This window comes from Gordonia jinhuaensis, assembly GCF_014639795.1.
Taxonomy (GTDB): domain Bacteria; phylum Actinomycetota; class Actinomycetes; order Mycobacteriales; family Mycobacteriaceae; genus Gordonia_B; species Gordonia_B jinhuaensis.
Genome location: NZ_BMGC01000013.1, coordinates 1 through 14,289, shown reverse-complemented (window position 1 = coordinate 14,289; position 14,289 = coordinate 1). Strand labels below are relative to the sequence as shown.

Genomic DNA, 14,289 nt, shown 5'->3' with positions numbered 1-14,289 from the left:
CTCTGGCGACATGGCATCTCAGCAGAATCCCGAGAGCACCTCGAACCTCGCACAGATCGGCGTCACCGGATTGGCCGTGATGGGATCCAACCTCGCCCGCAACCTCGCCCGGCACGGCTACACCGTCGCCCTGCACAACCGAAGTATCGCCAAGACCGATGCGCTGTTGGAGAACCACGGGGACGAGGGCACGTTCATCCGTACCGAGTCGATGGCCGACTTCGTGGCCGCACTCGAACGCCCGCGCCGCGCGCTGATCATGGTGAAAGCCGGTGATGCGACCGATTCGGTGATCGAGGAGCTCGCCGATCTGATGGAGCCCGGCGATGTCATCATCGACGGCGGCAACTCGCTCTACACCGACACCATCCGTCGCGAAGCCGCGATGAGCAAGCGCGGCCTCAACTTCGTCGGCACCGGCATCTCCGGCGGTGAGGAGGGTGCGCTCAACGGTCCGTCGATCATGCCGGGCGGCCCGGCCGAAGCCTACGAATCGCTCGGTCCGCTGCTCGAGTCGATCTCGGCACATGTGGACGGAACACCCTGCTGCACGCACATCGGCCCGAACGGCAGCGGTCACTTCGTGAAGATGGTGCACAACGGGATCGAATACGCCGACATGCAGCTGATCGGCGAGGCCTACGACCTCATGCGCAAGGCGCTCACGATGTCGACCGACGAGATCGCCGACGTGTTCCGCCAATGGAATTCCGGCGATCTGGAGAGCTATCTGGTCGAGATCACCGCTGAGGTGCTCGCCCAGAAGGACGCCGAGACCGGCAAGCCCCTGATCGATGTGATCGTCGACGAGGCCGGCCAGAAGGGCACCGGCCGATGGACGGTGAAGTCGGCCCTCGATCTGGGCATCCCCACCACCGGGATCGCCGAGGCGGTGTTCGCCCGCGCGCTGTCGAGCTCACGCGATCAGCGCACCGCCGCTCGCGACCTCGCCTCCGGCAAACTCGCCGGCGCCCCCACCGACCGCGACCGTTTCGTCGCCGACATCAACGCCGCGCTCTACGCCTCCAAGGTGGTCGCCTACGCGCAGGGTTTCGACCAGATCCGCGCGGGCAGCGCCGAATACGACTGGAACGTCGATCCGGGCGCACTGGCCACCATCTGGCGCGGCGGCTGCATCATCCGCGCGAAATTCCTCAACCGGATCGTCGACGCCTACCGCGACGACCCCGATCTCCCCTCACTGCTGCTCGCGCCGTACTTCCGGGAGGCCGTCTCGGCCGGCCTCGACAGCTGGCGTCGCGTGGTGGCCACCGCGAGCACGATGGGAATCCCAGTACCCGCATTCGCCTCGTCACTGTCCTACTACGACGGTCTGCGGGCCGAGCGGCTGCCCGCCGCGCTCACCCAGGGACTGCGAGACTTCTTCGGCGCGCACACCTACAAGCGCGTCGACAAGCCGGGCAGCTTCCACACCCTGTGGGGTGAACAGACCCGCACCGAGGTCGAGGTCTGAGCAGCGAACCGACCTGACGAGCAGGTTTGGCGTTCGGGACGGGGTCGGCAGTAGGATGGGCGCACGTGCGATTCCTTGATGGGCACGGCCCTGCCTACGACCTCACGTATGACGACGTTTTCGTCGTTCCCTCGCGAAGCGATGTGACATCCCGTTTCGACGTCGACCTCTCCTCCAGCGATGGTTCCGGTACGACTATCCCGATCGTCGTCGCCAACATGACCGCCGTCGCCGGACGGCGCATGGCCGAGACCGTCGCCCGCCGCGGCGGACTCGTGGTTCTCCCGCAGGACCTGCCGATCCCCGCCGTGGAAGAGACCATCTCCTTCGTCAAGAGCCGCGATCTCGTCGCCGACACCCCGGTGGTGCTGCGCCCCGACGACTCGGTCACCGACGCGATCGCACTGATCACCAAACGATCACACGGCATCGCGGTGGTCATCGACGATCGGCGACGCCCGGTCGGGATCGTCGACGAGGCCGCCTGCAGTGACGTGGACCGCTTCGCGCGCCTGTCCGACGTCCTCGACACCGCCTTCGTGTCACTGCCTGCCGACACCGACGCCCGCGAGGTCTTCGAACGTCTCAACGACGCCCACGTGGACGTCGCGGTGCTCGTGCGCCCCGACGAGACACTCGCCGGTGTCCTCACCCGCCGCGGTGCACTGCGGACCGGGATCTACACCCCAGCCGTCGACGACGAGAACCGGCTGCGCGTTGCCGCGGCCGTCGGCATCAACGGCGACGTGGTGGGCAAGGCCAAGGCGCTCGTGGCTGCCGGCGCCGACGTGCTGGTGATCGACACCGCACACGGCCATCAGCACAAGATGCTGTCGGCACTGGAGTCGGTGGCCTCGGCATCCCTGGGTGTGCCGCTGGTGGCGGGCAATGTCGTCTCGGCGGCCGGCACTGTGGACCTGATCAACGCCGGCGCCGACATCGCCAAGGTCGGCGTCGGACCGGGCGCGATGTGCACCACCCGCATGATGACCGGCGTCGGACGTCCACAGTTCTCCGCTGTTGCCGAATGTGCCGCAGCGGCAAAAGAACTCGGTAAGCATGTATGGGCCGACGGCGGCGTGCGCCATCCGCGCGACGTGGCACTCGCGGTCGCCGCGGGTGCATCGAATGTGATGATCGGCTCGTGGTTCGCCGGTACCTTCGAGTCGCCGGGCGACCTCAAGCGCGATGCGCAGGGGAACTACTACAAGGAGAGCTTCGGTATGGCCTCCAAGCGCGCTGTCGCCGCGCGCACCTCCGCCGACTCGGCCTTCGACCAGGCGCGTAAGGCACTGTTCGAGGAGGGGATCTCGACCTCTCGCATCAAGATCGATCCCGATCGCCCGGGCGTGGAAGACCTCATCGACCACATCTGCTCGGGTGTGCGGTCCACCGCCACCTACACCGGCGCCCGCTCGCTCGACGAGCTGCACCAGAACGTGGTCCTGGGAGTGCAGTCACCCGCCGGCTTCGCGGAGGGCAAGCCGCTGCCGACCGGCTGGTGAGCAGGCCGTCGGCCGTCCGGCGCCGCGCCCGCATGTGGTCGCGGCGCCGGGAAGCACTCGTGGCGAGCCCGTAGAATGGCGGGAACGTCTCGTTGGCGCGCCGACAACGTGACCCTCACCCGATCCGGCGTATCTGGAGGGATGACCCGTGCCGGTGGCACCAACCGTGCCCGACTCGGAAGAAACCGCACCCGACTCCGAGCAACCTGAGCCCGAACCCGAGAAACCTACGGGGCCGTCCCGGAGATCCACGCGGCCAGAGCCCCACCTGGAGCGATCATGCAGGCTCTGATCATCATCGCCAGCCTGGTCGGGTTCATCGCGCTGACCGTCGGGACCGCCCTGTTCGTCTCGGCGGAATTCTCGCTCACCGCCCTGGAACGCTCGGCCGTCGACGCCGAGGTCCGCGAACGTGGCGACCGCCGCTCCCATCAGGTGCAGAACGCTCACCGCACCCTGTCGTTCCAGCTGTCCGGCGCCCAGCTCGGTATCACCATCACCACCCTGATCACCGGCTATCTGGCAGAACCGGTGATCGCACAGCTGACCAAACCGGCCTTCGACGCCATGGGGCTGTCGGCAGGCGTCTCCTCGGCGCTGTCGCTGATCCTGGCACTCGTGATCGCCACATCCTTGTCGATGGTGCTCGGCGAACTCGTGCCGAAGAACCTCGCCATCACCCATCCGATGAAGACGGCCCGATCGACCGCCGGGCTCATGACGGTCTTCTCGGCACTGTTCCGGTGGGCGATCAACGGACTCAACGGTTCGGCGAACTGGCTGGTCCGCCGACTCGGGATCGAACCGGCCGAGGAACTGCGTTCGGCGCGCTCTCCGCAGGAACTCGGCGCCCTGGTGCGCACCTCCTACGAACACGGCTCACTCGACGCCGAGACCGCGACACTTGTCGGCCGGTCGCTGCGGTTCTCCGAACGCAGCGCCGAGGATCTGATGACTCCCCGCGTGACGGTGGAGTCCCTCGACGACGACGCGACCGTGCGCGATCTGATCGTCCTGGCGTCGCGCACCGGGATGTCGCGGTTCCCGGTGGTCGTCGACGGCGACCTCGACAACATCGTCGGATTCGTTCACATCAAGCAGGCGTTCACCGTCCCGGTCGCCGACCGGGAACTCGTGCGCGTGGTCGACATCTCGCGTCCTGTGCCGGTGGTCCCGGCAAGCCTCGACGGCGACTCGTTGATGGAGCGCATACGCGGCGACGGATTCCAGGTGGCCGTGGTGGTCGACGAGTACGGCGGAACAGCCGGGATCGTGACCACCGAGGACCTCATCGAGGAGATCGTGGGCAACGTCACCGACGAGCACGATCGCGAGGTGGACGACGTGCGCCGCTCGGGCACCGGCTATGTCTGCTCGGGTCTGCTTCGTATCGACGAACTCGCCGAGGCCACCGAGTACCGGGCGCCCGACGGCCCCTACGACACGCTCGGTGGACTGATCATGTTCGCACTCGGACGCATCCCCGCCGAAGGCGATGTGGTGGAGATCCCCGAACGCGCCCACCTCTCCGATGACGACGACGAGGAGGTGTCCACCCGGATGTGGCGGGCACGTGTGGTGAAGATGGACGGCAGACGCGTGGACCTCGTCTCGTTGGCACCGGCCGACCCGGGCACCGCATCCGCGAGCACCCCCGCGGAGTCCGTGAACCCACGTGAGGTCGCCGCCGACTCGGTGGCCGCCGGGACCGGGAGCCGACGATGAACGACTACTGGGCCGTGGTCCTGACCATCGTGCTGCTCGCCGCCAACGCCTTCTTCGTCGGTGCCGAGTTCTCGCTGATCTCGGCGCGACGTGACCGCCTCGAAGCACTCGAGGAGCAGGGCAACAAGCGGGCTCGCAAGGTCATCGACGCCTCCGAACACCTGTCGATGATGCTGGCCGGATCACAGCTGGGCATCACCATCTGCTCGCTGCTGCTCGGTCGCGTCGGCGAACCGGCCATCGCTCATCTCATCGCCACACCGCTGCATCTGGCGCATGTCCCCCACGAGTTGCTCCACCCGATCTCGTTCGCGATCTCCCTGATCATCGTGGTGATCCTGCACATACTCCTCGGCGAGATGGTGCCCAAGAACATCGCGCTGGCAGGTCCCGAACGGGCCGCGATGCTGCTGGTGCCGATCCATCTGCACTTCATGCGGCTGGCCCGACCGGTCATCGTCTTCTACAACTGGCTGGCCAACGGGACCCTGCGTTTGCTGCGCGTGGAGCCCAAGGACGAACTGGAGTCCGCGGTGTCGGCTCCCCAGCTCTCGGAGATGATCGGCGAATCCCGCGAGGAAGGACTGATCGACGAGGAAGAGCACGACCGGCTGACCCGCGCCATCCGTACGTCGAGTCGCACCGTCCGCGAGGTCGCGATCCCTCTGGACAAGGTGCGCTCGGTGCCCGCCTCGCGCGATCGGGAGACCGGGATCGTCGGACCGACGCTCGGATCGGTGCAGGACGCGGTCACCGAGACGGGGTTCTCACGCTTTCCCGTCCGTGGCACCGACGGCACGTTCACCGGCTATCTGCACGTCAAGGACATCCTCGACCTCATGCTCGACGACTCCGTCTCCGACGAGTCGGTCATCGGGCCCGAGATGATCCGTACGCTGCCGGTTCTCGCCGACGACACCCCGCTCGACGAGTCGACCGAAGCACTGCGGCGCACCAGCGCACACCTGGGTGCCGTCGTCGACGCGACCGGTCGCACCATCGCCATCGTCGCGCTCGGTGATCTGGTCGAGGAGTTCGTCGGCACGGTTCGCGATGCCACCCACGAGCTGTGATCGCGACGACGCCGTGACGGCCGCAGCCGGCCACACCCCGACCCCCACCCCCAGCGCCCGGGTGCCGGGGGTCGAGGTCATGGCCGTGCCGGAGAACATCGGAGCCAACGAGCCCACCGGCATCCCCGGATCGGCTGTGTCCACGTTGCCTGCGGCGCTGTGGCGCGAACGAGCAGCGGAACACCGACGGCGCATCGACGAGCTGCTCGACACCCATCCGCCACGCCTGCCCGACGGATCACCGCACCCGGTCTGGTCGTTCCTGTTCACCTATTACTCGTTCCGGCGAGCGGCGCTGCGGACGTGGCATCCGGGATTCGGTGTGGTGCTCTGCGACGCAGCCGACTACGTATCGCGTCGGGGATACCGCAGGGTGGCCGGGACGACAGACGACATCGCGGTGACCGTGGATGTGTCGATGCTCCGACGGCGCCGCGACCTTCTCGCCTACGTGCACCGGCTGCTGTCGGCGACCGCCGCCCGACCAGCTCGCCTCCACTGTTTTGGATTGCACGAGTGGGCGATGGTCTATCGCACCGCCGAGGTCCGCCACGACTCGGTGCCCCTGCGCCTGGGTTCGGCCGGGACCGACGAGGTGGTCGAGTCGTTGCCGCTGCGGTGTACGCACTTCGACGCATTCCGCTTCTTCACCGACGAGGCCGCACCGCGCAACGAGCTGCCCCTCGAGCGGGAGGGTCAGATCGCCAGCGAACAGCCGGGGTGCGTGCACGCCGGGATGGACCTGTACAAGTGGGCCACCAAGCTCTCGCCGCTGCTGCCCGCAGAACTGGTCGCCGACGCGTTCGCGCTGGCACTGGACCTGCGCGAGCTCGACATGAAGGCCAGTCCCTACGATCTTCGTGATCACGGCCTGGAGCCGATCGCCATCGAGACGACCGCCGGCCGCGCCGCCTATGCGCGCGAGCAAGAACGGCTGGCCGGACGGGCCGCCGAACTGCGCGATGGGCTGCTGACCGCCTGCGACGCGTTGATGGCCGCCGAGTAACCTGGGAGCGCGAGAAGTGTCCCGGATCTGGCGCGCACCACGCTTCCGCGAGCACCCGATCGTGCACCGCACCGCCACAAGCGGATCGCGGCCGGTACGGGATCCGGGGCGGTTGGCGTCGGGCCGATGCCCCGACGCCACAGCAGCCGACGAGCCGACCCAGGAGAAGCTGCCCGCGGCGGATGTGGGCCCGCCGCGACACCTTCCCATTCGCACACGACCCCATTCGCACACGACCCAACGACAAGGATTGTGAGGCCGCCATGACAGAGCGCGTCACCGTCGAGGGACTACAGGTCGAACCTGTTCTCTACGACTTCATCAACAACGAGGCGATCCCCGGAACCGGCGTGGACGTCGACGCGTTCTGGAAGGGCGCGGCGGCGATCGTCAACGACCTCGCTCCGCGTAACCGCGAGCTGCTCGCTGTCCGCGATTCGCTGCAGTCCCAGATCGACGACTGGCACCGCGATCACAAGGGTGTCGACTTCTCCGATCCGGCCGTGTTCGCCGAGTACAAGACCTTCCTCACCGACATCGGCTACCTCGCGCCGGTGCCCGACGACTTCCAGATCACCACCCAGAACGTCGACCGTGAGATCAGCGAGACCGCCGGCCCGCAGCTGGTGGTGCCGATCCTCAACGCGCGCTTCGCACTCAACGCCTCCAACGCACGCTGGGGTTCGCTCTACGACGCCCTCTACGGCACCGACGTCATTCCCGAGGACGGTGGCGCAGAGAAGGGCAAGGGCGGCTACAACAAGGTCCGCGGCGACAAGGTGATCGCCTACGCCAAGGGCTTCCTGGACAAGGCAGTGCCGCTCGAGCAGTGCAGCTACACCGATGTGACCTCGTTCGCCGTCGCCGATGGCGGTCTGCAGGTCACCCTCGCCGACGGAACCACTTCCACGCTGGCCGACCCGTCGGCATTCGCCGGGTACACCGGTGACGCCGCGGCACCGACCTCGGTGCTGCTGCGTAACAACGGGCTGTTCCTCGACATCGAGATCGATCCCTCCTCGCCCATCGGTCAGACCGACCCGGCCGGCATCAAGGATGTCGTGATGGAGTCCGCCATCACCACGATCATGGACTTCGAGGACTCCGTCGCCGCCGTCGACGCCGAGGACAAGGTGCTCGGCTACCGGAACTGGCTCGGGCTCAATCGCGGCGACCTGGCCGAGGAGGTCAGCAAGAACGGCAAGACGTTCACCCGCGTCCTCAACGGCAACCGCAACTACACCGCTCCCGACGGGTCGACGTTCGACCTGCATGGCCGTTCACTGCTGTTCGTCCGCAACGTCGGTCACCTGATGACCAACGACGCGATCCTCGATGCCGAGGGCAACGAGATCCCCGAGGGCATCCTCGACGCACTGGTCACATCGCTGGCCGGCGTGCACGGTCTGTCCACCGACGGTCTGCAGAACTCGCGCACCGGCTCGATCTACATCGTGAAGCCGAAGATGCACGGCCCCGACGAAGCCGCATTCACCGCCGAGCTGTTCGGGCGCGTCGAGCAGGTGCTCGGCCTGCCGACCAACACCCTCAAGGTCGGCATCATGGACGAGGAGCGCCGCACCACGGTGAACCTCAAGGCGTCGATCAAGGCCGCCTCCGACCGGGTGGTGTTCATCAACACCGGCTTCCTCGACCGCACCGGAGACGAGATCCACACCTCTATGGAGGCCGGTGCGATGATCCGCAAGGGCGACATGAAGAAGGCCACGTGGATGTCCACCTACGAGGACAACAACGTCGACGTGGGCCTGCACGCCGGACTGCAGCACAAGGCGCAGATCGGTAAGGGTATGTGGGCGATGACCGACCTCATGCGCGACATGGTCGAGCAGAAGATCGCCCAGCCGCAGGCCGGGGCTTCCACCGCGTGGGTCCCCTCCCCGACCGCAGCCACGCTGCACGCGATGCACTACCACCTCGTGGACGTGTTCGAGCGTCAGGACGAGATCGCCAAGCGTGACCCGGCGAACATCGACGACATCCTGACCATCCCGCTGGCCCCGAAGACCGACTGGTCCGACGAGGAGAAGCAGCAGGAACTCGACAACAACTGTCAGTCGATCCTCGGCTACGTGGTCCGGTGGATCGACCACGGTGTGGGCTGCTCCAAGGTGCCCGACATCCACGACGTCGCACTCATGGAAGATCGCGCGACCCTGCGCATCTCCAGTCAGCTGCTGGCCAACTGGATCCGGCACGGGATCGTCACCGAGGACGACGTGGTCGCCTCGCTCAAGCGGATGGCCCCGGTGGTCGACCGTCAGAACGAGAACGACAAGACCTATCGTCCGATGGCGCCGGACTTCGACACCAACATCGCCTGGCAGGCCGCCAAGGATCTGATCCTCCTGGGCACCTCGCAGCCCTCGGGCTACACCGAGCCGATCCTGCATCGTCGTCGTCGCGAGTACAAGGCCGCCAACGCCTGATCGAACCCGCTGCGCGACAGCCACTTCCGCGCCCCCGATCCGCCACCTGGGACCATGTGAGTCCACGGCGGGCCGGGGGCGCGGTGCGTCCGGCTAGACTCGCGAAGCGGACATATCGACGCGACGGATGGGACGGGGCACGAGGTGGGGCGGCATCGCACGACCGAACCGGTACGGCGCGGGGTCAGCGGGCGGGTCTGGATCGCACTCCTGGCACTGATCGTGGTCATCATCCTGGTGGTGGTGTGGGTGATCCTGGGCAAGCGGATCGACAACCAGGGCGACGCGGCCGCACGTGAGTGCGTCTCCGGGGACTCCACCGTCACCATCGTCACCGACGTCTCGCTGGCCTCTCCGCTCAACGCGATCGCCCAGTCGTTCAACCAGACCCACCCGGTGGTTCGCGACCACTGCATCACGGTGTCGATCCGGCCGATCGACCCCCAGACGGCGCTGCAAGAACTGGCATCGGGCTGGGACGAGGCATCGATGGGTCCCTTCCCGTCCGCCTGGATTCCCGCATCGTCGGTGTGGAGCTCCCGGCTGACCGCGGCCGCCCCCACGGTCGTCGACGGCGCACCGGAGTCGCTGGTGACCTCACCGGTGGTGCTGGCGATGCGCGGCGAGGATGCGGCGGCGGCCGCCGGCCGCATCTCGTGGGCGGATCTGCCGGCACTGCAGTCCGACCGCGCGGCCCTACGACGCGTCGGGATGACGGGCCGGTCCTCATTGGGTCTGGCCATGCCCGCCGGTGCCGGCACCGACGCCACCGTTCTCGCCGCCGAGGGCATCGCCGCGGGGGTGACCGGTACCCGGGCTCCGCTGACGAGGACCGACGCCACCAGGGCGACCCCCGGCGTGCGCACGGTTCTCGAACGGGCGCCCACGGTGGCGGATGGGACGACGTCGTCGGCGGTCCTGGCCGTCGGCCGCCGCGCCGGCGGCGAAATCGGCGCGGTTCCGGTGATCGAACAGCAGCTCTTCTCCCTCACCGGCGCGAACACCTCCCTCGACGTCACCGAGGTGGTGCCGCGCGGAGCGACCCCGATCGCCGACTTCCCCGTGATCCGGCTGTCGGGTTCGCAGGTGACCGACGACAAGGCCGATGCGATCGGATCGTTTGTGAGCTTCGTCCGCACGAGAGAACAGATGTCGATCCTCACCGGGCTCGGCTTCCGCGGACCCACGCCGTTGCCCGCAGCGACGCGCGCGGTCGGCTTCTCCGCGATCAGCGACCCGATGCCGACGCCGACCACCGAGGCGGCAGTGTCACTGTCGGATCTGGTCTACCCGCACTGAGCGGATTCCGATACCGGCAGGGGCACCCGGATACCGGCAGGCCATCAGCGCCGGCGCGAGTCGAAAGCACCGGCGCGAGTCGGACACCCGCCGCCCGTCAGCACCGACCGGCCGGCGGGGCCGCCACGCTCACGACTGCCCGGCGAAAGCCTCCACCGGAGGGCAGCTGCACACCAGGTTGCGGTCGCCGTAGGCGCCGTCGATACGCCGCACCGCCGGCCATACCTTGGTCCGGCCACCGGTCGACGGCAGGCCCGACGGGAACACCGCGAGCTCCCGGGAATAGGGCTTGTCCCACTCGTCGACGAGACATTCGCTGGTGTGCGGTGCCCCTCGCAACGGGCTGTCGGCCACCGCCCACTCGCCTGAGGCGACCCGGTCGATCTCAGCGCGGATGGCGAGCATCGCCTCGCAGAAGGCGTCGATCTCGTCGAGATTCTCGCTCTCGGTGGGTTCGACCATCAGCGTCCCGGCAACCGGGAAGCTCATCGTCGGGGCGTGGAAGCCGTAGTCGGCCAGCCGTTTGGCCACGTCGTCGACCGTCACCCCGGTGGTCTTGGTGAGTTCGCGCAGATCCAGGATGCACTCGTGGGCCACATACCCGCTCTTGCCGGTGTAGAGCACCGGGAAAGCCGAGTTGAGCCGCGCGGCAATGTAATTCGCCGAGGCGATGGCCGTCAGCGTCGCCGCACGCAGCCCTCTGGCACCCATCATCCGGATGTAGGCGTAGGTGATCGGCAGGATCGACGCCGAGCCGTAGGGTGCCGCCGACACCGTCGGGCGGTTCTCCCCGAGTTCCGGCGCCAGCGGGTGGCCGGGCAGGAAGGGGGCGAGGTGGGCGCGCACGCCGATCGGCCCGACGCCGGGGCCGCCGCCCCCGTGGGGGATGCAGAACGTCTTGTGCAGGTTCAGGTGACTCACGTCGCCGCCGAAATGTCCCGGCCGCGCCACCCCGACGAGAGCGTTGAGGTTCGCCCCGTCGACGTAGACCTGTCCACCCGCATCGTGGACGGCCGCGCAGATGTCGGTCACCTCGTCCTCGAACACGCCGTGGGTTGAGGGGTAGGTGATCATGATCGCCGCGAGGTGATCGGCGTGGTGGTCGATCTTGGCCCGCAGATCCTCGACGTCGATGTCACCGTTGGCGCGGGTACCCACCACCACCACGCGCATCCCGGCCATCACCGCCGAGGCCGCGTTGGTCCCGTGTGCACTCGACGGGATCAGACATACGTCGCGCTGCTGTTCGCCGCGTGAGCGGTGATACCCGCGGATGGCGAGCAGACCTGCGTATTCGCCCTGGGATCCGGCATTGGGCTGCAGGCTCACCTGGTCGTAGCCGGTGATGTCGGCCAACCAGGTCTGCAGGGACGAGATGAGCTCGCGGATACCCGCGGTGTCGGCGGCCGGCGCGAACGGATGCAGCCCGGCGAACTCCGGCCACGTGATCGCCTCCATCTCGGTGGCCGCGTTGAGTTTCATGGTGCACGAGCCCAGCGGGATCATGCTGCGGTCGAGCGCGATGTCCTTGTCGGAGAGCATGCGCAGGTACCGCATCATGGCGGTCTCGGTGCGATAGCGGTTGAAAGCCGGGTGGGTGAGGAACTCCGAGCTTCGGGCCGGTTGCAGCGCGGTGGCCTCGACCTCGCGGATCCCCGAGGGCTCGGCACCGCCGAATGCAGCGACGACGGTCTGCACGATCTCGTCGGTGGTGGTCTCGTCGCAGGCGATACCGATGTGGTCGGCATCGACGAGACGCAGGTTCACCCCGGCCGCCTTCGCGCGGACGACGACGGACTCGGCCTCGGCGGGCACCCGTACCAGCACCGTGTCGAAGAAGTCGGCATAGACCACCTCGATTCCCTTGTCGCGCAAGGCCTGCGCGATAGCCACCGCCTTCTCGTGGACCTCTCGGGCGATGCGGGTCAAACCCTGCGGACCGTGATAGCTGGCGTACATGGCCGCGAGCACCGCAAGCAGTACCTGTGCGGTGCAGATGTTGCTGGTCGCCTTCTCGCGACGGATGTGCTGTTCACGGGTCTGCAGCGACAGCCGGTAGGCCAGCTTGCCGTCGGCGTCCTTGGACACTCCGACCAGCCGTCCCGGCAGCTGGCGGGCGTGGGGTGTCGTCACCGCCAGGTACCCGGCATGCGGTCCGCCGAATCCCATCGGCACGCCGAAGCGCTGGGTGGTCCCGAAACAGGCGTCGGCACCCTGTTCCCCCGGTGGGGTCAGCAGCGTCATGGCGAGCAGGTCGGCACCCACGGCGACCAGCGCGCCCCGCTCATGGGCGGCGTCGATGACCGGCTGCGCGTCGATCACCCGGCCGGAGGCGCCGGGCACCTGCAGCAGAACCCCGAAGAAATCTCCGTCGGGAAGCCCGGCGGTCACGTCGCACGCCACCACCTCGATCCCGAGCGGTTCGGCGCGGGTCTCGATGACCGCCAGGGTCTGCGGGAAGATGTCGGTGTCGACCACGAAACGGGGCGACTTGGACTTGGCGGCGCGGCGCAGCAGCGTCATCGCCTCCGCGGCAGCGGTCGCCTCGTCGAGCATCGACGCGTTGGCCACCTCGAGCCCGGTCAGATCGGCGACCATCGTCTGGAAGTTGAGCAGCGCTTCGAGGCGACCCTGGCTGATCTCGGGCTGATACGGCGTGTAAGCGGTGTACCAGGCCGGGTTCTCGATGATGTTGCGGGTGAGAACCTGCGGGGTCAGCGTGCCGTAATAGCCCAACCCGATCATCGATGTCGCGACGGTGTTGCGCCCGGCCAGCGCCCGTAGTTCGGCCAACGCCTCGGCCTCGGAGATCTCCGGCGGCAACGACTGCAGACCGTTGTGTTCGGGGTCGTCGGCGATGACCGACGGAACCACCACCGACGCGAGGGATTCGAGGTCACTCACGCCGATGGCGTCGAGGATGCGGGAGGTCTCGTCGTGATCGGGACCGATGTGGCGGGAGGAGAAGACGTCGCTGCTCATGGGAAGGACCTCCGCAGGAGATGTCACGCTCGTCGACGTCCTCGTCGGACGAGCGCGATGTCAGTGGGTCCTCCCCCTCTGTCATGTCCGTGCCCACTCGAATGAGTGACGCTGGACGCCTGAGAGATTCAGCTCCGCTGAGAGCCTTTCACCGTGGGCGGGCGCACGCAGGTGCAAACCACTTTCCAGAGACGTCGGCCACAACACGGTCCGCTTGCCTGAGAGTTTGACGGGGAGGTATTGCTCCTTCGGCGGCCGATCGGCGACTCCCGGGCATCCCGGTCACCACCATCGACGCTCTCCCGTGCGACAGCGACGCGTAGTCAGTCTATCCGGGAACCGTCTAGATGAATCCTATCCGGGAACCGTCTAGATGAATCGCGCCGGGTTTGTTGGAGGCTCGGTTAGTTGGTTCCAGCGTTCACTGGGGCCGGGTTCTCACGGTAGCTGGTGACCGTTCGGGCCACCCAGTAGGCGGCCTCGTACTCGACAGGTGGAACATGCCCGATCTCGCCGTGCAACCGTCGGTGGTTGAACCATTCGATGTACTCGGCGACAGCGATCTCGACCTCGCTAACACCGCCCCAACCGCCCCTCGGGCGCATGATCGGGTTGCGGATACACTCGGCCTTGAACAACGAGTTGAACGCCTCAGCCATCGCGTTGTCATACGAATGGGCCTGGTGCACGGATAGGTGACAGGGTTAGTCACGCGGCCTGAGGGGCCTCGTGGTTGATGATGGTCTCGAATTCAATGGGGGTCAATCTGCCGAGG

Annotated in this window: 9 protein-coding genes and 1 riboswitch; of the genes, 7 read left to right on the top strand and 2 right to left on the bottom strand. The window is 67.4% G+C overall.

The window, feature by feature from the left end; translation table 11 throughout:
- Nucleotides 1-10 precede the first annotated feature (10 nt).
- The 7 genes from gndA (at nucleotide 11) to IEW22_RS10510 (ending at nucleotide 10,532) form a co-directional block, all read left to right on the top strand.
- On the top strand, nucleotides 11-1,474 hold the full coding sequence (gene gndA / locus IEW22_RS10540) for an NADP-dependent phosphogluconate dehydrogenase (RefSeq protein WP_188586570.1): 1,464 nt from the start codon (nucleotides 11-13) through the stop codon (nucleotides 1,472-1,474).
- A gap of 65 nt (nucleotides 1,475-1,539) precedes the next feature.
- Nucleotides 1,540-2,979, top strand: coding sequence for a GMP reductase (gene guaB1 / locus IEW22_RS10535; RefSeq protein ID WP_188586569.1), 1,440 nt, complete (start codon nucleotides 1,540-1,542; stop codon nucleotides 2,977-2,979).
- 279 nt (nucleotides 2,980-3,258) lie between these two features.
- Nucleotides 3,259-4,704: a hemolysin family protein gene (locus IEW22_RS10530; protein ID WP_188586568.1), complete on the top strand. Its 1,446-nt coding sequence runs from the start codon at nucleotides 3,259-3,261 to the stop codon at nucleotides 4,702-4,704.
- The gene (locus tag IEW22_RS10525; protein ID WP_188586567.1) at nucleotides 4,701-5,777 is read left to right on the top strand and encodes a hemolysin family protein; all 1,077 of its coding nucleotides are present in this window, start codon (nucleotides 4,701-4,703) and stop codon (nucleotides 5,775-5,777) included. The genes IEW22_RS10530 and IEW22_RS10525 overlap by 4 nt, the downstream gene beginning before the upstream one ends.
- Nucleotides 5,758-6,783, top strand: coding sequence for a 3-methyladenine DNA glycosylase (locus IEW22_RS10520; RefSeq protein ID WP_229742448.1), 1,026 nt, complete (start codon nucleotides 5,758-5,760; stop codon nucleotides 6,781-6,783). The genes IEW22_RS10525 and IEW22_RS10520 overlap by 20 nt, the downstream gene beginning before the upstream one ends.
- Nucleotides 6,784-7,046: 263 nt before the next feature.
- Nucleotides 7,047-9,233 carry a malate synthase G gene (locus IEW22_RS10515; protein WP_188586566.1) on the top strand — a complete coding sequence of 729 codons (2,187 nt, stop codon included), beginning with the start codon at nucleotides 7,047-7,049 and terminating at the stop codon, nucleotides 9,231-9,233.
- 144 nt (nucleotides 9,234-9,377) lie between these two features.
- Nucleotides 9,378-10,532, top strand: coding sequence for a type 2 periplasmic-binding domain-containing protein (locus IEW22_RS10510; protein ID WP_188586565.1), 1,155 nt, complete (start codon nucleotides 9,378-9,380; stop codon nucleotides 10,530-10,532).
- Nucleotides 10,533-10,661: 129 nt separating this feature from the next.
- Here the strand turns inward: IEW22_RS10510 and gcvP are convergent, their stop codons facing one another.
- Both gcvP and IEW22_RS10500 read right to left on the bottom strand, forming a co-directional pair.
- Nucleotides 10,662-13,514: an aminomethyl-transferring glycine dehydrogenase gene (gene gcvP, locus IEW22_RS10505; protein ID WP_188586564.1), complete on the bottom strand. Its 2,853-nt coding sequence runs from the start codon at nucleotides 13,512-13,514 to the stop codon at nucleotides 10,662-10,664.
- Nucleotides 13,515-13,710: 196 nt separating this feature from the next.
- Nucleotides 13,711-13,829: riboswitch (glycine riboswitch) on the bottom strand.
- Between the two features lie 89 nt (nucleotides 13,830-13,918).
- On the bottom strand, nucleotides 13,919-14,203 hold the full coding sequence (locus tag IEW22_RS10500) for an integrase core domain-containing protein (RefSeq protein ID WP_268235475.1): 285 nt from the start codon (nucleotides 14,201-14,203) through the stop codon (nucleotides 13,919-13,921).
- Nucleotides 14,204-14,289: the final 86 nt, after the last annotated feature.